Origin of the sequence: Leclercia sp. 119287 (genome assembly GCF_009734485.1) — a bacterium.
GTDB lineage: Bacteria > Pseudomonadota > Gammaproteobacteria > Enterobacterales > Enterobacteriaceae > Enterobacter > Enterobacter adecarboxylatus_C.
Map to the genome: position 1 here is coordinate 2,173,626 of NZ_CP046445.1, position 18,590 is coordinate 2,192,215.

At 56.2% G+C, this 18,590-nt stretch carries 21 protein-coding genes; 9 read left to right on the forward strand and 12 right to left on the reverse strand.

Annotated features, from left to right (window positions below):
- Nucleotides 1-111: 111 nt before the first annotated feature.
- A complete protein-coding gene (locus GNG27_RS10550; RefSeq protein ID WP_142489226.1) occupies nt 112-1,278 on the forward strand; it encodes an MFS transporter in 1,167 nt (388 codons plus the stop codon).
- Between the two features lie 35 nt (nt 1,279-1,313).
- On the opposite strand, the gene sodB is transcribed toward GNG27_RS10550, so the two are convergent.
- Together sodB and GNG27_RS10560 are read right to left on the reverse strand one after the other, a co-directional pair.
- Entirely contained in the window at nt 1,314-1,895 is a 582-nt protein-coding gene (gene sodB / locus GNG27_RS10555) for a superoxide dismutase [Fe] (protein ID WP_142489227.1), read from the reverse strand.
- Nucleotides 1,896-2,017: 122 nt separating this feature from the next.
- Nucleotides 2,018-2,821, reverse strand: coding sequence for a C40 family peptidase (locus GNG27_RS10560; RefSeq protein ID WP_142489228.1), 804 nt, complete (start codon nt 2,819-2,821; stop codon nt 2,018-2,020).
- A gap of 336 nt (nt 2,822-3,157) precedes the next feature.
- On the opposite strand from GNG27_RS10560, the gene grxD reads away from it, so the two are divergent.
- Entirely contained in the window at nt 3,158-3,505 is a 348-nt protein-coding gene (grxD, locus tag GNG27_RS10565) for a monothiol glutaredoxin 4 (protein ID WP_032617810.1), read from the forward strand.
- Between the two features lie 46 nt (nt 3,506-3,551).
- Here the strand turns inward: grxD and rnt are convergent, their stop codons facing one another.
- The 5 genes from rnt to eptA all read right to left on the reverse strand — a co-directional run bounded on the left by rnt (nt 3,552) and on the right by eptA (nt 8,207).
- The gene (rnt, locus tag GNG27_RS10570; protein ID WP_142489229.1) at nt 3,552-4,202 is read right to left on the reverse strand and encodes a ribonuclease T; all 651 of its coding nucleotides are present in this window, start codon (nt 4,200-4,202) and stop codon (nt 3,552-3,554) included.
- Nucleotides 4,203-4,298: 96 nt separating this feature from the next.
- On the reverse strand, nt 4,299-4,706 hold the full coding sequence (gene gloA, locus GNG27_RS10575; RefSeq protein WP_142489230.1) for a lactoylglutathione lyase: 408 nt from the start codon (nt 4,704-4,706) through the stop codon (nt 4,299-4,301).
- An 83-nt stretch (nt 4,707-4,789) separates the two neighbouring features.
- Complete coding sequence (locus GNG27_RS10580; RefSeq protein WP_142489231.1) at nt 4,790-5,887, reverse strand: alkene reductase; 1,098 nt, start codon at nt 5,885-5,887, stop codon at nt 4,790-4,792.
- A 53-nt stretch (nt 5,888-5,940) separates the two neighbouring features.
- Complete coding sequence (locus tag GNG27_RS10585) at nt 5,941-6,540, reverse strand: TetR/AcrR family transcriptional regulator (RefSeq protein WP_156263634.1); 600 nt, start codon at nt 6,538-6,540, stop codon at nt 5,941-5,943.
- Nucleotides 6,541-6,578: 38 nt separating this feature from the next.
- Nucleotides 6,579-8,207: a phosphoethanolamine transferase EptA gene (gene eptA / locus GNG27_RS10590; protein ID WP_156265110.1), complete on the reverse strand. Its 1,629-nt coding sequence runs from the start codon at nt 8,205-8,207 to the stop codon at nt 6,579-6,581.
- 146 nt (nt 8,208-8,353) lie between these two features.
- Here eptA and GNG27_RS10595 point away from each other — a divergent pair, with 146 nt between their 5' ends.
- The 3 genes from GNG27_RS10595 to sodC all read left to right on the forward strand — a co-directional run bounded on the left by GNG27_RS10595 (nt 8,354) and on the right by sodC (nt 10,138).
- Entirely contained in the window at nt 8,354-8,593 is a 240-nt protein-coding gene (locus GNG27_RS10595) for a DUF1289 domain-containing protein (protein WP_142489233.1), read from the forward strand.
- A 48-nt stretch (nt 8,594-8,641) separates the two neighbouring features.
- A complete protein-coding gene (locus GNG27_RS10600; RefSeq protein ID WP_156263635.1) occupies nt 8,642-9,538 on the forward strand; it encodes an aldo/keto reductase family oxidoreductase in 897 nt (298 codons plus the stop codon).
- Nucleotides 9,539-9,619: 81 nt separating this feature from the next.
- Entirely contained in the window at nt 9,620-10,138 is a 519-nt protein-coding gene (sodC, locus tag GNG27_RS10605) for a superoxide dismutase [Cu-Zn] SodC (RefSeq protein WP_156263636.1), read from the forward strand.
- Here the strand turns inward: sodC and GNG27_RS10610 are convergent.
- Genes GNG27_RS10610 through GNG27_RS10620 form a run of 3 tightly spaced genes read right to left on the reverse strand, consistent with a single transcriptional unit; the run spans nt 10,117 to nt 13,234 of the window.
- Entirely contained in the window at nt 10,117-12,135 is a 2,019-nt protein-coding gene (locus GNG27_RS10610) for an FUSC family protein (protein WP_156263637.1), read from the reverse strand. The genes sodC and GNG27_RS10610 overlap by 22 nt on opposite strands.
- On the reverse strand, nt 12,132-12,995 hold the full coding sequence (locus tag GNG27_RS10615) for an HlyD family secretion protein (RefSeq protein ID WP_156263638.1): 864 nt from the start codon (nt 12,993-12,995) through the stop codon (nt 12,132-12,134). Before GNG27_RS10615 ends, GNG27_RS10610 begins: the two co-directional genes overlap by 4 nt.
- Nucleotides 12,996-12,997: 2 nt before the next feature.
- On the reverse strand, nt 12,998-13,234 hold the full coding sequence (locus GNG27_RS10620) for a DUF1656 domain-containing protein (protein ID WP_231312506.1): 237 nt from the start codon (nt 13,232-13,234) through the stop codon (nt 12,998-13,000).
- Between the two features lie 187 nt (nt 13,235-13,421).
- Between GNG27_RS10620 and slyA the strand changes: the two genes are divergently transcribed.
- The gene (gene slyA / locus GNG27_RS10625) at nt 13,422-13,862 is read left to right on the forward strand and encodes a transcriptional regulator SlyA (RefSeq protein WP_156263639.1); all 441 of its coding nucleotides are present in this window, start codon (nt 13,422-13,424) and stop codon (nt 13,860-13,862) included.
- Between the two features lie 36 nt (nt 13,863-13,898).
- Here the strand turns inward: slyA and GNG27_RS10630 are convergent, their stop codons facing one another.
- Nucleotides 13,899-15,260 carry a GGDEF domain-containing protein gene (locus tag GNG27_RS10630; RefSeq protein ID WP_156263640.1) on the reverse strand — a complete coding sequence of 454 codons (1,362 nt, stop codon included), beginning with the start codon at nt 15,258-15,260 and terminating at the stop codon, nt 13,899-13,901.
- 194 nt (nt 15,261-15,454) lie between these two features.
- On the reverse strand, nt 15,455-15,922 hold the full coding sequence (gene slyB / locus GNG27_RS10635; protein WP_156263641.1) for an outer membrane lipoprotein SlyB: 468 nt from the start codon (nt 15,920-15,922) through the stop codon (nt 15,455-15,457).
- A gap of 285 nt (nt 15,923-16,207) precedes the next feature.
- Here slyB and anmK point away from each other — a divergent pair, with 285 nt between their 5' ends.
- The 3 genes from anmK (at nt 16,208) to pdxH (ending at nt 18,466) form a co-directional block, all read left to right on the forward strand.
- Nucleotides 16,208-17,332 (forward strand): anhydro-N-acetylmuramic acid kinase, encoded by a 1,125-nt coding sequence (anmK, locus tag GNG27_RS10640; RefSeq protein WP_156263642.1) that lies wholly within the window; start codon nt 16,208-16,210, stop codon nt 17,330-17,332.
- A gap of 96 nt (nt 17,333-17,428) precedes the next feature.
- Nucleotides 17,429-17,752, forward strand: coding sequence for a C-type lysozyme inhibitor (mliC, locus tag GNG27_RS10645; protein ID WP_142489243.1), 324 nt, complete (start codon nt 17,429-17,431; stop codon nt 17,750-17,752).
- 57 nt (nt 17,753-17,809) lie between these two features.
- A complete protein-coding gene (gene pdxH, locus GNG27_RS10650; protein ID WP_142489244.1) occupies nt 17,810-18,466 on the forward strand; it encodes a pyridoxamine 5'-phosphate oxidase in 657 nt (218 codons plus the stop codon).
- Nucleotides 18,467-18,590: the final 124 nt, after the last annotated feature.

Below are 18,590 nucleotides of genomic sequence, written 5' to 3' on the forward strand. Positions count from 1 at the left end.
CCTGCAAAAATCTTTTGCCAAATTGTTAACTTCTCATTTTTTGTGATTGGTGTCATGCTTTCGCCTTCATTGTTCTGTGTCGCCTGACGACACGGTGTCTGGAGTTGAAGTATGAGAATTAATTTTCCGCTGCTGGCCCTGGCCATTGGTGCCTTTGGTATCGGCACAACCGAATTTTCCCCGATGGGCCTGCTACCGGTTATTGCCCGGGGGGTAGATGTCTCTATTCCCGCTGCGGGCATGCTGATCAGCGCCTACGCCATCGGCGTGATGGTGGGTGCGCCGCTGATGACCCTGTTGCTGTCCCATCGCGGGCGTCGCAATGCGCTGATCTTCCTGATGGCGATCTTTACCGTCGGTAACGTCCTGTCGGCGCTCTCGCCGGATTACACCACCCTGATGTTGTCGCGTATTCTGACCAGCCTGAACCACGGCGCCTTCTTTGGCCTCGGGTCGGTAGTCGCCGCCAGCGTGGTGCCGAAGCATAAGCAGGCCAGCGCTGTCGCCACCATGTTTATGGGCCTCACCATCGCCAATATCGGTGGGGTGCCGGCCGCAACCTGGATGGGCGAAGCGATTGGCTGGCGGATGTCCTTCCTGGCGACCGCGCTGCTGGGCGTGGTTTCGATGATTGCGTTGTTCTTCTCCCTGCCGGCTGGCGGGGCGGGCGAAAAACCGGAGGTGCGCAAAGAGCTGGCGGTGCTGCTGCGTCCGCAGGTGCTGTCTGCCTTGCTGACCACCGTGCTCGGGGCTGGCGCGATGTTCACGCTCTACACCTACATTGCCCCGGTGCTGCATGACATCAACCAGGCGACTCCGGCCTTTATCACCGCCATGCTGGTGCTGATTGGCGTCGGTTTTTCCATTGGCAACTACCTGGGCGGCAAGCTGGCGGACAAATCTGTGAGCGGCACCCTGAAAGGCTTTTTACTCCTGCTGATCGTCATCATGCTGGCTATTCCGTGGCTGGCGCGTAATGAAGTGGGCGCGGCCGTGGCGATGGTGGTGTGGGGCATGGCGACCTTTGCGGTGGTACCGCCTTTGCAGATGCGCGTTATGCGCGTGGCCAGCGATGCGCCGGGGTTATCGTCGTCGGTGAATATCGGTGCCTTTAACCTTGGGAATGCGCTGGGGGCGGCAGCCGGTGGGGCGGTCATTTCCAGCGGGATGGGCTACAGCTTTGTTCCGGTGATGGGGGCCATTATTGCAGGCCTGGGGCTTATTCTGGTCTTTGCCTCGGAACGAAAACAACCCGAGCCGGTTTGCGCTACCGAATAAAAATAACGCCGAAGGAGTTCCCTTCGGCGTTTTTATTATGCCGCGAAGTTCTTCGCCACAAATTCCCAGTTTACCAGCGCCCAGAAATGCTCGAGGTAATTCGGGCGCGCATTACGGTAATCGATGTAATACGCATGTTCCCAGACGTCGACGGTCAGCAGCGGAATAGCGCGAGTGGTTAACGGCGTTCCCGCATTAGACGTAGAGACGATCGCCAGTGTGCCGTCGGCCTCTTTTACCAGCCAAGTCCAGCCTGCGCCAAAGTTCTTCACCGCCGCATCGGTAAACTTCGCTTTAAATTCCGCAAAGCTGCCGAACGCAGCAGTAATGGCTGCCGCCAGTTCACCCGTCGGTTCGCCGCCGGCATTGGGCGCCAGGCAATGCCAGTAGAAGGTATGGTTCCACACCTGAGCGGCGTTGTTAAACACGCCGCCTTCTGACGTGCGTACGATCTCTTCCAGGGTTTTCCCTTCAAAGGCGGTACCGCCGATCAGGTTGTTCAGGTTGGTGACATAGGTCTGGTGGTGTTTGCCGTAGTGGTACTCCAGGGTCTCCGCAGAGATGTGCGGGGCCAGGGCGTCTTTTGCATACGGTAATGCAGGTAATTCAAACGACATTGCTTCTCTCCTTATTATAGTGATCCATTCAATAGCCCTACTGAATGAAGGGATAGAGTAGCAAATTGAAAGATTATGCAAAAGAGGAACTTACCCCGCAGGCGTACCGGCGGGGCAGGGGATTAACGGAGGGTGTTGGCCTTCATCACGCGACGTGCGCCAACGTAATGACGCTGCCAGTAGTCTTCGCTGAGGGAGGTGATCTGAATGTCCTGGCCGGTACGCGGGGACTGAATGAATTTGCCGTTACCCACGTACACGCCAACGTGATCGGCGGTACCGCGGCCCTGGGTGCGGAAGAACACCAGATCGCCGCTCTCCAGCTCACCGCGATCGACCGGAGAGGCGTCACGGAGGTGGTACATTTCATTAGCGGTGCGCGGAATGCGGAATTTAACCAGATCTTTATAGGCGTAATAAACCAGACCGCTGCAGTCGAAGCCGGTACGCGGAGAGGAACCGCCCCAGCGATAAGGTTTGCCGATCTGGCCCATCAGCTTATTCATTGCCGTTTTCTGCGCTTTCTGCACCCGGACTTTATGCGCTTCGGCAAGAGTCGTGGTCTTGCTGGTTTTTACGCACTGCGCTTTACGCCCTTTACGGGTGGTGCATTTTTCTGTCACAACGCGGGAGGCGGTTTGCGTGGTTCGGCTGGCGTTGCGGGAGGTGGTGCGGCTTTTTTTGCTGGAATGCGTTGACTGTGTTTTAGCGAGGCTTTTTTTGGTGCTGCTCTTTTTACTGGTGCTCTCTTTTTTTGTGGTTTTGCTGGTACTGCTTTTTTTCTTAGGTTCGGTCGCTTTCGCCAGATGCGTTTTATGCGCGGCAGAAGGCCGCGCCTGCTCTGAGGCGTTAGCCACCGGCGTGAATGTGAGAGAAGTAAACAGCAAAGCACAGAGCGTGATCGAGAATTTATTTATTCGCGCCACTGGGCAATCCCCTGGTAATTGCAGGTTATAAATAAACCTGCTTATGATTTACAAAACTCGTCGATTCTAATCTATAAAAAGGCCCAACGTTAATAAACTTTTTGCATCTAAAACTGTGTTTCGTTAGCGAGCGCAAAAAATCACAATTTCGCAGCGGCGTTTTGTGCATTAGGTGAACAAAACCGCAGGTAATCTCGCGATAAGTTAGGTTCTGAATGCATCTTTAAGGGACGCGCGGTAAAATCATATAAGTGACAAAAATGTTATTTTCCGTTGTCGGTCTGAAACGCTACAATGTCAGACGATTGCCGTAACAGAAGTTAAAGGAAGCAAAACATGAGCACTACTATTGAAAAAATTCAGCAGCAGATTGCTGAAAACCCGATCCTGCTGTACATGAAAGGTTCTCCGAAACTGCCAAGCTGTGGTTTCTCCGCTCAGGCGGTCCAGGCGCTGTCTGCCTGTGGCGAACGTTTTGCTTACGTTGATATTCTGCAGAACCCGGATATCCGCGCTGAGCTGCCAAAATACGCAAACTGGCCGACCTTCCCACAGCTGTGGGTTGACGGTGAGCTGGTTGGCGGTTGCGACATCCTGATTGAAATGTATCAGCGCGGTGAACTGCAACAGCTGATCAAAGAGACGGCTGCGAAATACAAATCTGAAGAGCCAGGCGCCGAGTGATTTATCGGGCCCGGTAAATAAAAAAGCGACCACAAGGTCGCTTTTTTTATGCGTTGCTGTCGGCTTCCGGCAGCGGCCAGCCGCCGAGGCGTTTCCAGCGGTTCACAATTTCACAAAACAGCTCTGTGGTGCGCTCGGTATCGTACAGGGCAGAGTGCGCCTGGGTGCCATCAAACTCAATACCGGCGGTAATGCAGGCCTTCGACAGCACGGTTTGCCCCAGCGCCAGCCCGCTTAATGCGGCGGTATCGAAGGTCACAAACGGGTGGAACGGATTACGCTTCAGGGAGGCGCGCTCGGCGGCGGCCATCATAAAGCTGTGATCGAAGGTCGCGTTATGCGCCACCATAATCGCGCGATTACAGTTCTGGTCTTTCATGCCCTTGCGGACCATTTTGAAAATGGCATGCAGCGCCTCATATTCACTGACCGCCCCGCGCAGTGGGTTATGCGGATCAATGCCGTTAAACGCCAGCGCCTCCGGCTGCAGGTTCGCCCCTTCGAAAGGTTCGACGTGGAAATGCAGCGTGGAGTCCGGCAGCAGATCGCCTTGCTCATCCATTTTCAACGTGATGGCGGCAATTTCCAGCAGCGCATCGGTTTTGGCATTAAATCCAGCGGTTTCGACATCAATGACGACAGGATAAAAACCACGAAAACGGTCGCACAGACCGGTAAGTTGAGCGTTATCGGACATCTGGATCTCTTACAAGGGGAAAAAAGCAGTGGGCATTATGGCAAATTTTGCAATGGGATGCAGTAAAACAACGGGCGCATGGCGCGCCCGTCAGGATCAGTTGCCCAGACCGCGACCGGCGTCTTTGGCTTCGATCAGTTCGATTTTGTAACCGTCTGGATCTTCGACAAACGCAATCACCGTGGTGCCGCCTTTAACCGGACCCGCTTCACGGGTGACGTTGCCGCCGTTGCTACGGATACGCTCGCAGGCTTCCGCGGCGTTATCCACTTCCAGCGCGATATGGCCGTAGGCGGTACCCAGCTCGTAGCTATCAACACCCCAGTTGTAAGTCAGCTCAATCACCGCTTCTTCGCTCTCTTCGCCGTAACCGACAAAGGCGAGGGAGTATTTGTATTCCGGGTTTTCGCTGGTGCGCAGCAGGGTCATGCCCAGCACATTGGTGTAGAACTCGATGGAACGTTGCAGATCGCCAACGCGCAGCATGGTGTGAAGTAGGCGCATATTATCCTCTTAGCTTTTTATCATCTTGAACAGAAACGATGTTTTAGTATAGCGGCGAATTGTCGCCGCTATCAATGAAGGGATTATAAAGAAGGATAATCGGTATAACCTTCCGCGCCGCCGCCGTAGAAGCTCTCCGGACGCTGCGGGTTCAGCTCGGCCTTGCGCTCGAGGCGCGCCACCAGATCCGGGTTGGCGATGTAGGCGCGGCCAAAGGCCACGGCGTCAATCAGCCCTTTGTTGATCAAATCTTCTGCTTTCTCTGGCGTATAGGCACCGGCACCGATGATCACGCCCGGGAAAACGTCGCGCACTTTCTGGCGGAAGGCGTCGGTGTAAGGCTCGCCGCCGGCCCAGTCTGGCTCAGACATGTGCAGATAGGCGATGCCGCGTTTGGCCAGCTCTTCAATCAGGTAGAGCGCGTCGGCTTCTTCGTTCGGGCCGTTGTCGACGTTCTGGAAGGATCCGATTGGCGAAACGCGGATCCCGATGCGATCGGCGCTCCACTCTTGTGATACGGCATCAATCACCTCCAGCACCAGACGGGCGCGGTTCTCTACGCTGCCGCCGTACTGGTCGGTACGCTGGTTAGAAGACGGTGACAGGAACTGGTGCAGCAGATAGCCGTGGGCACCGTGCAGTTCGACCAGGTCGAAACCGGCTTCACGAGCATTGGCGACCGCCTGACGAAAATCGTTAACGATGCCCGGGATCTCGTCCAGCTCCAGCGCGCGCGGCGTGGTGGTGTCGACGCGGATCGCATGGCCGTTTTCATCACGCAGGGAGGTGCGGGTGCCCGCATTGAGGGCAGAAGCAGAAACCGGAGCCTCGCCGCCAGGCTGGATGCTGCTGTGAGAGATACGACCGGTGTGCCACAGCTGGACCGCGATGCGACCCTCTTCGGCATGCACGCCGTCGGTGATCTTCTTCCACGCCGCGATCTGTTCCGGGCTGTGCAGGCCAGGGGCACCAGCATAGCCTTTGGCCTGGGCGGAGATCTGGGTAGCTTCAGAGATGATCAGGCCCGAGCTGACGCGCTGGCGATAGTATTCGCCCATCAGCGGCGTTGGAATATCGCCCGGCTCGATGCTGCGCAGACGGGTAAGGGGTGCCATAAAGACACGGTTGGGTGCAACGATCGCGCCCACTTTAAGCGGGGTGAATAATTTTTCGGCTGACATAGTGGCTCCTGAGTAGACCGGTCGTCTAGTAATTAGTGAAATAAAAACGCCTGTTATACGCCAGGCGTTGCAAGAATGTTCTTCACATGGTCCAGTGCGCTCTCCAGCGGCAGCGCGCTGCGGGATATTTTGGCCTGGAGGTTAGCGCCCAGCCACAGGGAATAGAGCACCTGGGCCTGGGTGAGCGGTTCGCCGACGAAGGTCAGTGACTTTTCATCATTCCCTTTCGCCAGTGCCTGTGCCAGCAGGGCGATCACGCCCGTGGCGCCTTTATCCATCGCCGTGCGCATATCTTCGGAAAGATCGCAGACTTCGGCTGAGAGTTTAACCGTCAGACAGCCGCTGATAATGCCCTGAGCACAGAACTGAGCCAGCGTCTCCTGGTAATAAGCCAGAACACGATCGCGACAGTTGCCCTTGCCAGTGGCGAAGTGCGTAGCCAGACGCTGATGGTAGCCCGCATAGTGGCGCTCCAGCAAAGCAACGCCAAACGCCTCTTTGGAGCGGAAGTAGTGATAGAACGACCCCTTCGGCACATCGGCGGTTTTCAGCAGTTCGCTCAACCCCATTCCGGTAAACCCGCGGTGCATGCACAGCCGCTCGCCGGTCGCCAGAAGGTGTTCGCGTGTATCATGTTCAGTATGCTTATTCATGTCGTCAATGTAGTAGACCAATCGGTCTAATGCAAGCGTTAAGTTTGACGGCAGTGGGCGAGCAGATCCATTTGCGGCTGATAGACCGACGTCCGGATGTTCATCATCCCCAACACCGTGGAGAACAGATTGTCCTGCGATACCGTCTCTTTCGCCGCCTGGTCGCGCAGGCACTGCTCGTCAACGCCGAAGTTCTGTTTGTAGTCCTTTGAGAGCCAGAACATAAACGGAATGTGCGTCTGCTGCTCCGGGGCCAGCATATACGGCGTGCCGTGCAGATAGAGGCCGTTTTCCCCCAGCGATTCACCGTGATCGGAGAGATAGACCAGCGCCGTGTTCATCGTTGCCTGACGCGCTTTCAGGGCATCGATGGTTCGACTCACCACGCTGTCGGTATAGAGAATAGTATTGTCGTAGGTATTCATCAGCGCCTGATGATCGCAGTCCTGGATCTCATTAGTATCGCAGGTCGGGGTAAAGCGACGGTACTGCTCCGGGTAACGCTGATAGTAGGCCGGGCCGTGGCTGCCCATCAGGTGGATCACCAGCACTGTATCCTGTTTCAGGCCATCCAGGGTGTCGTCCAGGCGATACAGATCCGCGTCGTCAATACAGGATTTGTCCTTACAGAACTGGTCCAGCTTCCACTGGGTCATGTCGGTGTGCGGGATGCGATCGCAGGCGCCTTTACACCCGCCGTCGTTATCCCGCCACAGCAGGTTGATCCCGGCGTGATTCAGCACATCCATCAAACCTTCCTGATGATGCGCCAGGTCGGCGTCGTATTTTTTGCGCGGCATCCCGGAGAACATGCAGGGCACGGAGACGGCGGTTTCGGTGCCGCAGGAGGAGGCCTGCGGGAAGTTAATCACATTCTCTTTTTTCAGCTCAGGGTTGGTATCACGGTTATAACCGTTCAGGGAATAGTTTTCCGCCCGGGAGGCTTCCCCGACCACCAGCACCAGCACGGTTTTTTTCTGCTGCGCCAGCAGCAGCGGGCCTTTACGCGCATCTTCACCGAGACGGATCAAGGTCTGGTCACCGGCAAACCAGCGCGCCTTGCTGTATTTGGCGATGGCGCTGACGTAGTTGGCCGGGGTCACCATCTTGACGATGCCTTTGTTATTGCGGAACAGCGAGGCATAGTCCTTATAAAAGACCGCTGCCACCAGAACGATGACCACCAGACTTGCGAGAATAGCCGCGAGACGCATTAACAGCGTCTGCCACCATTTACCGGGGCGGATGCGGATCAACGCCAGCACGACGGAAGGCACCAGACCGGCGACAACCAGCCACAGCACCAGCTGCGGGGTGAGCAGCGCCGTGGCCTCCTGAGAGTTGGTCTCAAAGACGTTGACCATCATGTTCTGGTCAATCACCGCCCCGTAGGTGAACATAAACCAGGTTGCCGCCGCGCAGCCGAGGGTCAGCAGCACCAGCAGCGGTTTACGGATCAGGGGGATATTCAGGATGCTGAATACAATAACCCAGCCGCAGAACAGCACCAGCGGCACCGTGAGGGCGAAAAGCACGTCATGCAGCCGGGCGGGAGAGATCACCTGCCAGCTGCGATGAATAAACAGGGCATTCAACAGGGTAAATAAGAGCGCACAGCCCAGCGTAAATTTTGTATCGTTACACTGTAACTTTTTAAGGGTCAGCATCATCGTTAAACCAGATCGTAGTGATGAGGCGAGTATAGGGAGCGAAGATTAGTGAAACCTTAATGCCACAATTCTGTGGTTGACCTCTTGCGTTACCCGGACTTAAGGTCTTCACTTTACTCAATCTTGGGTTTTGGGAGGGTCGTGTGGCTGAACAACTGGAGTTCTTTCCCGTCCAGAGCCCGTGCCGGGGTATCTGCCAGTCTGACGAGCGAGGTTTTTGTCGCGGCTGCATGCGCACGCGGGAGGAGCGTTTTAACTGGCAAGCCTTCAGCGATGCGCAGAAGCAGGAGGTCCTGCGCCTGTGCCGTCAGCGTCTTTTGCGTAAATTGCGCGCAAACAAAGCCCCCGAAACCGAAGAACCGCAGCAACCCTCACTTTTTTAGCGCCGTAAATGCGTATACTCTCCCCAGACTTTTTTTGAGGAAATTGCTATGGTTCAGCGTATTACCCTTGCCCCGCAGGGCCCGGAGTTTTCCCGTTTTGTGATGGGTTACTGGCGTCTGATGGACTGGAATATGTCCGCCCAACAGCTGGTCAGCTTTATTGAAGAACATCTTGAGCTGGGGATCACTACCGTCGACCATGCCGATATCTACGGTGGTTATCAGTGTGAAGCCGCCTTCGGCGAGGCGATGAAGCTCTCTCCCGCGCTGCGTCAGCGGATGGAGATCGTCACCAAATGTGGCATCGCCACCACGGCCAAAGCGGAGCATGCGATCGGCCACTACATCACCGACCGCGACCATATTATCCGCAGTGCAGAGCAGTCCCTCACCAATCTGGCGACCGATTATCTTGACCTGCTGCTGATTCACCGCCCCGATCCATTGATGGATGCTGATGAAGTCGCTGAGGCCTTCCTCGCCCTGCATCAGAGCGGCAAGGTGCGTCATTTCGGCGTCTCCAACTTTACCCCGGCGCAGTTTACCCTGCTGCAATCGCGCCTGCCGTTCACCCTGGCGACCAACCAGGTTGAGATTTCGCCGGTTTACCAGCCGCTGCTGCTGGATGGCACCCTCGACCAGCTTCAGCAGCTGCGCATCCGTCCGATGGCTTGGTCCTGCCTCGGCGGCGGTCGTCTGTTTAATGACGACGCTTTCCAGCCGCTGCGCGATGAACTCGCTCAGGTGGCGCAGGAGCTGAATGCCGAAACCATCGAGCAGGTGGTGTACGCCTGGATTTTACGTCTGCCATCCCAGCCGCTGCCGATTATCGGTTCCGGTAAAATCGAGCGCGTGCGTTCAGCCCTCGCCGCAGAGAAGCTGCAGATGACGCGCCAGCAGTGGTTCCGCATCCGTAAAGCCGCGCTGGGTTACGACGTGCCGTAATTCCGTATTTGTCTGATTTCCCGGTGAAATCATTGCCCCTGGTATAAACTTAAGGGGCAAAAAATAACCGAAGGAGGTCATATGAAGCGTTTTACTCTGGCAGCGTTGACGCTGGTGGTCTGTGCAGGTGCGCAGGCTGCCAGTGAAGAAGTAAAAATGAACCTCGTCACCTCACAGGGGATAGGTCAGTCCATCGGGACGGTGAAAATTACCGAAACGGATAAAGGACTGGAGTTCTCCCCCGATCTTAAAGCCCTCCCACCGGGCGAACACGGTTATCACGTCCATGCCAAAGGCTCCTGCGAACCGGCCATGAAAGAGGGCAAACCGGCCGCCGCTGAGGCCGCGGGCGGACACCTCGATCCCCAGAACACCGGCAAGCATGAAGGGCCGGAAGGGATGGGCCACCTCGGCGATCTCCCTGCGCTGGTGGTGAACAATGACGGTAAAGCTACCGACCCGGTGGTCGCGCCGCGTCTGAAAAAGCTGGATGAGGTCAAAGGTAAGGCGCTGATGATCCACGTCGGCGGGGATAATATGTCGGATCAGCCCAAACCGCTCGGCGGTGGCGGTGAACGCTACGCCTGCGGTGTGATCTGATCGGTCAGGGTGCCCGGAGCGGGCGCCTGTTCCAGCTGGGATAGCGAACAGTGTAGTCGCCAGATCAGGGCTGCCAGCTCCTGCCCGGCCGGTTGCGGATGATGCCCCAGGGTGACGCAGATACGCTGAAGCTCATCAAGGGTGGCGGCCAGCGGCCGCTGCTGTACTCCGCGCTCGCTCATGATATCGCGCAGGAGTGACACGGCGACATCCCGCACCTGCGCCAGCGGATCCGAGCGGGTCTCCCAGCCTCGCAGCTGCCAGACCACATGGCTGCAGTTGAGCAGCACTACCCCCCAGCGCAGCAGCCAGCGGCGCGAGAGCGCATCCTTACTGCTGTTGAGCTGGTTCACATGGTGATACACCAGCGATTCGTAACCATTTTCACTCAGCTGCGGCCTGCGGCTGAGCTGATCGACAAACCCCCGTCGCAGCTCCCGGATATGACGGCGGCTTTTCCGCGCATCCGAGCCCGGCCTGAGTACCGCAAAGGCCAGCCACGTCAGCCCCACGCCAAGAATTTTCGCCAGGTCGTCGTTGAGGAAATCAGCAAAGTCATACACCGGCGGGTTGGTCACTGAAATAAACGACCCCATAAAGACGATCAGCTGCCCCCACAGCCCGGCAAGGGCGGGCATCTGCTGTTTAAGCAGCTGCATGGTGGTCAGCAGCGGAAACAGAAACAGCAGGAACAGCCACAGATCGGAGATTTGCACCATCAGGCCAAATTTGACCACAAAGCTGAACAGCGAGAGCAGGATCAGCGTCCGCAGCAGCAGCGTGAGTGAATTAAAGGGCGAGGCCGCCACCGAGTAGAGCACGCTGCTGATCGCCGCCAGCGTCAGGGCGGCACCCCCGGCATCCCACTGGGCGGTAATGGTCCAGGCGCCCACCAGGCTGAGGGCGCAAAAGGTGCGAAAGCCGCTCCACAGGGCCTCCAGGTTATCGGTATGCCTTGCCAGCGCCGGGCTGCGCGGGACGGCAAACTCGGTCACCGGCGTGGCCGCTTCCACCGCGGCTATCCAGCGGCTGCTGCGCAGATACAGGCGGCAAAAATAGCGCAGCCGCTGCCAGACGGCGCGATGCCGGTAGTCGCCGTCGTCGCCCGGTCTGAGCGGGGCAATAATGCGGGCAACGGTATAAAAATCGGCATCGGGACGGGCGAGGGCGGCGAGCAGCCGATCGATGACTTCCCGGGTATGGGCAGGCGGGTTGGGCCAGTTCAACAGCATGCGGCGCAGGCTGGAGATAGCGCTGGTCATCCGCAGCTGCTGATGGAGCAGATAGTTGAGCAGGGCATTTTGCCGACGAAAGCGGTAGTGGCTCCAGAAGGCCTGAATGCGCAGCAGGTTCATGGTCAGGATCTGAGCGATGACCTTTTCATGGGCCAGACGAATAGCGTCGTTACTGTCGGGCTGCCACAGCAGGCTGGCGTGCTCCAGCAGCCGGGCGTGCATCGCTTTCAGGGCGCTGATAAGGGTGGTGCCGTCGGAGGTGCTGGGCAGGATCATCATCATCACGCCGCCGCTCAGGATGCCGATAATGACTTCGCACACCCGGGCCTGGGCAATATCCCACAGCTGGGTGATGTCGAGAATATTGATCACCGGGAAGGCGATGATCGCCGCGGTGTAACCCGCCAGCTGGAAGGCGTAGGCGACGTTATTGCTGAAGTGGGCGCAGGCCCAGGTGCAAATAGCCAACCACGCCGCCATGCTGAACAGAAACAGCCATGGGTCGTTGAGGGTATGTCCGGCAATGATCAGCGCCGCGGTGGCCCCCAGCAGGCTGCCCGCCACCCGGCCCAGGCTTTTGCTGATCACCCACCCGACGGTCGGGAAGCTAACCACCGCCGCCGAGGTCATCGCCCAGTAGGGTTCATCCAGATTGAGACAATAGGCGACGGTGAGGGCCAGACACATCGCAATCCCGTTGCGCAGGGCATAGCGCCACTGCGCCGGGGTTGCCCTGAGCCACGGAAGGTTGCGCCAGTTCACCGGGCGGTTCCGATGGAGACGGTGCAGGTTGTGCCGGAGACCAGGGTCAGATCCGTCGGCAGCTGGTCAAAGGCGATACGCACCGGGATACGTTGTGCCAGCCGCACCCAGGGAATATTGGGTTTAACGTCAGGCACCAGGCCTGAATCGGTCTCGACGCTTTGATCGTAGATGGCGCGTCCGATACTGGATACATGCCCCTGTAGGGTTCTCGAGCCGCTGTAGAGGACGATCTGCGCCGGAGCACCCTCGCGGATATGTCGGAGTTTGGTCTCTTCAAAATAGCCCACCACGTAAAACGAATGGCTGTCGACCAGCGCAAAGACCGGCTGGCCGGTGGTGGCGTAATCGCCCGGACGGGTGGAAAGATTGGTGACCCAGCCGTCAACCGGGGCTTTAACCACCGTCTGGGTCAGCTGCCACTGGGCCTGCTTGAGGGTCGCTTCAGCCACCGCGACGCTGGCCTGCATCGCTTTGACGTTAATATTGGCGGTATCCAGATCTTCGGCGGAGATATAGTTCCGTGACAGATGGCGGCGGCGGTTGGCTTCGTTATTGGCTTTCGCAAGATCGGACTGGGATTTCGCCAGCTGCGCCTCGGCGTTGAGGACCGCGATGTGATAAGGGGTCTCATCGACAGAAAACAGTACCTCACCCGCATGAACAAACTGGTTATCTTTAACCAGCAGGCTGGTGATAGTGCCGGACACCTGCGGCGTCACGCTGACCTGCTCGGCGCGCACTTTGCCGTCACGGGTCCAGGGCGACTGCATATAATAATTCCATAACCACCAGCCCGCGATTAGCGCCAGGACCAGAACAAGTAATGATGAAAAATATTTGATTGTTTTCATATGCATAGTCACCACACAATCAGCATAGCCAGACCCAGGCATACTGCCAGCACAAACAGCGAAAGATCCATCAGCATGGGATGCCAGATTTCACCGGAATACATCCAGTCGCGCAGTAAGCGGTGGGTGACGAGCCAGATAATAAAACCCAGCATCACCGCCTTGAACAGGGGAGGGAAGTAAACTGAGGCGCCGACAATCAAATCCTGAAGCGGTAACCCCGTGGCGTTAAACGTGAAATTCACGAGCCGGTTCCTTTGCAAAGGGGGAAGTGACCAAAATAGCAGTCGCATAACGCCCGGGGGCGCCTGAACTCAGTGTAAAACAGACGACCATCAAGTTTTAGACCCGTATTGCATTTGTTTTGGCAATATAAATGCTGCACACTATTCTAAAATCAGTATAATAACTTAGCAAGCTAATTATAAGGAGATGAAATTGGAATCGCCACTAGGTTCTGATCTGGCAAGGTTAGTACGCATCTGGCGTGCTCTGATTGACCATCGCCTGAAACCTCTGGAGTTGACACAGACGCATTGGGTCACGCTGCATAATATCCATCAGCTGCCGCCCGACCAGTCACAGATCCAACTGGCAAAAGCGATTGGCATCGAGCAGCCATCCCTGGTACGAACGCTCGATCAACTGGAAGATAAGGGACTGATCTCGCGTCAGACCTGCGCCAGCGATCGTCGTGCCAAGCGAATTAAGCTTACCGAAAAAGCCACACCGATCATCACAGAGATGGAAGCCGTGATCAGCAAAACGCGCGGTGAGATCCTCTCCGGGATCAGCCCCGCTGAACTGGAACTGCTGATCTCGCTGGTCGCCCGGCTGGAAAGCAATATCCACGAGCTACAATCCCGTGACTGACCTTTAAAAAAGCCTTGCGAACGCAAGGCTTTTTCTTTAACGGAACACGACAACCCGGTTACGCCCGGTCTCTTTCGCCTCGTACATCGCCTTATCTGCCCGTTCGACGCACTCTTCCGCACTGGTTTTCGACGACGTGGTGGTGAACACGCCCATACTGATAGTGATGGGCTCGGGAAGCTGGCCCTCCGAGCTGGCTTTGTCGAAGCTGCTCAGTTTTAACCGTATCCGCTCCGCAACCTGACGGGCTGCGTCGGAAGAGGTATGGGTTAACATCAGAACAAACTCTTCCCCACCGATTCGCGCCGCGATGTCCTGTGGCCGTACCGAATCCATCAACAGCCGGGAGACAAACTGCAGCACCTTATCTCCCTGCAGGTGCCCGTAGTTGTCATTAATACGTTTAAAACGATCGAGATCGCTCACAATAACCGAGATCGGGTGCGCCTCTGTTGCCGTGCGCAGCGACTGGTTCAACGCGTCGTAAAAATAGCTTCGATTGTAGAGACGGGTCAGGGGATCGCGTATTGAGTTCTGGTATGACTGTTGATACTTCAGATGCGAGTTACGATACAGATTAAATACGTCATACAGGAGGACGAAAATAATCAGCAGCGTTGCGACGGTTTCAAATAACCGGGCACGATACCAGGAGATATCTTCCGCGTGACCACCCAAATACAACATTCCAAGGGTTGCGAGATAGCAGACACATAAAAAATTCCCGCCGACCCAAAACATATTGCGCACGCGGGTAATAATCATCAGCGTTGCTAATGAAACAACCCAAAAGAGAATTAAGACAATGTTTATCTCCTGTTTCCACAGCAGCATATATTGCCGGGTTTCATTATCAACCAAGTCTATTGATAACAAAGGTGAATAGCTGGAATAAAACCAGGCCAGGGTCACGACCATGCCAGTAAAAAGAGTGGCGCCCACAATGACAGAGAGATGAAACGTCCGTGACAGCGGTCTGCTACGGATAAAGTAAAGCAGGCCCGAAGCGATAAACAGCACCGACATCAACAGATGACGGAAGGTAAAGAAGATCATCGCATCGTTATAGTTGACGACGTTGAACTGGTGCTGGTCGAGCCATGCCGGGTAGCTGGAAAGCGTCCCCGCCATCAGTATAGCGGAGCCGACATAGGCGAAGGCAAAGGCGAGCAGATATAAGCGCTGTCTGTCGCACCAGTACTTCATTACCATAAAACAGGCAATAAAGAGGTGAAAAACCAGTAAAAATATGGTCAGCATCGGAAATAAAAGCGGCGAAAAAGACGAAACCTTTTCTTCAAGACCTATAAAAAGAGAGTGTAAAATCCCGATGACAATAAAGCATCCCAGAAAGAACCGAACATAATTATTATTTATATAACGTCTCATCGCAACCATAGGCATTGTATTAAATTAACAAAGAGATAAAAGGGGTTTGCGAATAATCTCATGAAGGCCGGGGGAATACTTTGCGCAGGAACAAGATAAGCGGATATTAACTATATGCTGGGTGAATGTATATTGTTAATATATTCACGTGAGTGTTGTGTAGGGTAAATGGACGTGATCGTAAGACCACGCCCATAATGTCATTAACGCGGGGAGACGGTCACCTGGCTGCCGTTGCTTGCCAGCACGACACGTTGGCCAGCGGCAAACTTAGTGTTGCCCTGTTTCTGGACCACCATAATGGTGCTGCCGTCATCTTTGCGGATCTCTAACTCAACGCCCTGGGATTTGTTCATCGAACCCTGAACACCCTGACCGGCAACGCCACCGGCTACGGCACCTGCCGCAGTCGCCAGAGAACGACCCGAGCCGCCACCTACGGTGTTACCGAGGAAGCCACCCAGTACCGCACCGCCAAGAGCACCGATCACGTTGTTCTCGTCACCACCCTGAATCTGCACCGGGCGTGCGTTCACAATGGTGCCGTAGGTGACTTGTTGTACCTGTTTCGCCTCAGACGCACTGTAAACATCCCCGGAGAGGGAGCTATCATTAACACAGCCAGCCAGAGTGAATCCAACCAGCGAAACGGCCAGTACACGTAAAATCATTTGAATCTCCTGTTCACCAAAAAACGCTCTATGAGCATCCGTTATGGCTAAATTATATGGCATCAGGTGCCACAGATCCTATTTTCGCCTAAACATTCAGAGAATAGTACTTGATTCTGGCTTAACCAGATATAAACAGGCTCTGACTTCACCCCGCATCCGGTAAGGATAATTCCTGGAATGGCCGTAACGTCCAGCTATTGTTAAAAAGTATTATCACGTCATGGCATTGATGACGGGTTTATGGTGGAGTGGGCCATCAACCCTGTGGAGTAAGGAAAACGGATGAAATCGGGTCGCTATATTGGCGTAATGTCAGGAACCAGTCTGGATGGCGTGGATGTCGTTCTCGCGGCAATCGATGAGAATATGGTGGCACAGCAGGCGAGCCTTAGCTGGCCCATTCCCCCGGAAACCAAACAAGCGATCCTGAATATCTGTCAGGGCCAGCAGCTGACGCTGTCGCAGCTGGGGCAGCTGGATACACAGCTCGGACGTCTGTTCGGCGATGCCGTGCTGGCGCTGATGAACCAGGAAGATCTCCGCCCTCAGGATGTGGTGGCGATTGGCTGTCACGGCCAGACGGTCTGGCATGAGCCGGGCGGCGATGCGCCTCATACCCTGCAGATTGGTGATAACAACCAGATTGTGGCCAAAACCGGGGTAACGGTGGTCGGTGATTTCCGCCGTCGGGATATGGCGCTCGGGGGGCAGGGCGCGCCGCTGGTTCCGGCTTTCCACCACGCGCTGCTTGCCCACCCGACGGAGCGCCGCATGGTGCTTAACATTGGCGGCATCGCCAATCTTTCCTTATTGATCCCCGGGCAGCCGGTACGCGGTTTCGACACCGGGCCGGGGAACATGCTGATGGACGCCTGGATCTGGCGTCAGGCGGGCAAAGCTTACGATAAAGACGCCCAGTGGGCCTGCAGCGGCAAGGTCATCATTCCCTTACTACAAAGCATGCTGTGCGATCCCTATTTCGCCGCCCCGGCACCGAAAAGCACCGGCCGCGAGTATTTCAACTACGGCTGGCTGGAACGCCAGCTGGCGAACTTCCCGGGCCTGGCGCCGCATGACGTGCAGGCCACGCTGGCTGAGCTCACCGCCGTCTCCGTGTCGGAACAAGTGCTGTTGAGCGGCGGCTGCGATCGTCTGCTGGTGTGCGGCGGCGGTAGCCGTAACCCGCTGCTGATGGCGCGGCTGGCCGGTCTGCTGCCGGGTACGGAAGTGACCACCACCGATCGCGCCGGGATCAGCGGCGATGATATGGAAGCGCTGGCCTTTGCCTGGCTGGCGTGGCGAACGGTGGCGGGCTTGCCCGGAAATCTGCCTTCCGTGACCGGCGCGCGTGAAGCCAGCGTGTTAGGTGCTGTTTTTCCAGCCAATCCGCGGCAAAATCAGAGTTAACCGAATTTCGCTTAAAGGCACGATGGGTAGAATGACACGAAAAAACGGGAGGGCGTTCGCGCCCTCCGGGACCAGGAAAGTCTTCGGAACTCACCCATGAAAAAACTGCTTCTTGCTTTTACCCCCTTCCTGCTGGCGAGCTGTAGCGTCTACAACCAGTTTGTTGAGCGTATGCAAACCGACACCCTGGCTTATCAGTGCGAAGAGAAACCGCTCACCGTGAAGCTTAATAATCCTCGTCAGGAAGTCAGTTTTGTCTATGACAACAAGCTGCTGACGCTGAAGCAGGGGATGTCGGCCTCCGGTACCCGTTACAGCGACGGGGTCTATGTCTTCTGGTCGAAGGGCGACAGCGCGACGGTCTACAAGCGCGATCGCGTCGTGCTGAACAATTGTCAGATCGAAAATCCGAAGCGTTGAGATTTTGCAGGGGGCGGCGCACAATAGCGTCACCCATTGTCAATGTCAGCTAACGCCATGTCAGATAACGACGAATTGCAGAACATCGCGCACCTCAGGCGCGAATACACCAAAGGCGGCCTGCGTCGCCAGGATCTCCCCGCCGAGCCGCTGGTGCTGTTTGAGCACTGGCTGAAACAGGCCTGTGATGCCCGTCTGGCCGATCCCACCGCGATGGTGGTGGCGACGGTCGACGAACTGGGTCAACCCTACCAGCGCATTGTGCTGCTCAAGCATTATGATGAGAAAGGGCTGGTGTTCTACACCAACCTCGGCAGCCGCAAAGCACACCACCTCGAAAACAACCCGCGCATCAGCCTGCTCTTCCCCTGGCATATGCTGGAGCGTCAGGTGATGGTCACCGGCACCGTCGAGCGTCTCTCTACCCTGGAAGTGGTGAAGTACTTTCACAGCCGCCCGCGCGACAGCCAGATTGGCGCCTGGGTCTCTAAACAGTCGAGCCGCATCTCCGCCCGCGGCGTACTGGAAAGTAAATTCCTTGAGCTGAAACAGAAGTTCCAGCAGGGCGAAGTGCCCCTGCCGAGCTTCTGGGGCGGTTTCCGCGTCTGTGTCCAGCAGATGGAGTTCTGGCAGGGCGGTGAACATCGTCTGCACGACCGCTTTTTATACCAGCGCGATAATGACGCCTGGAAAATCGATCGTCTAGCACCTTAATCCCCGAAATTTGTTCTCTTAAGCGCTGGTACAACGGGTGTCAGCGCTTTATTCTATGTACCTTTCGCGTCTGGCGAAAAGTCGTGTACCGGCAGAGGTGCAGTCGTTTTATACATGGAGAATT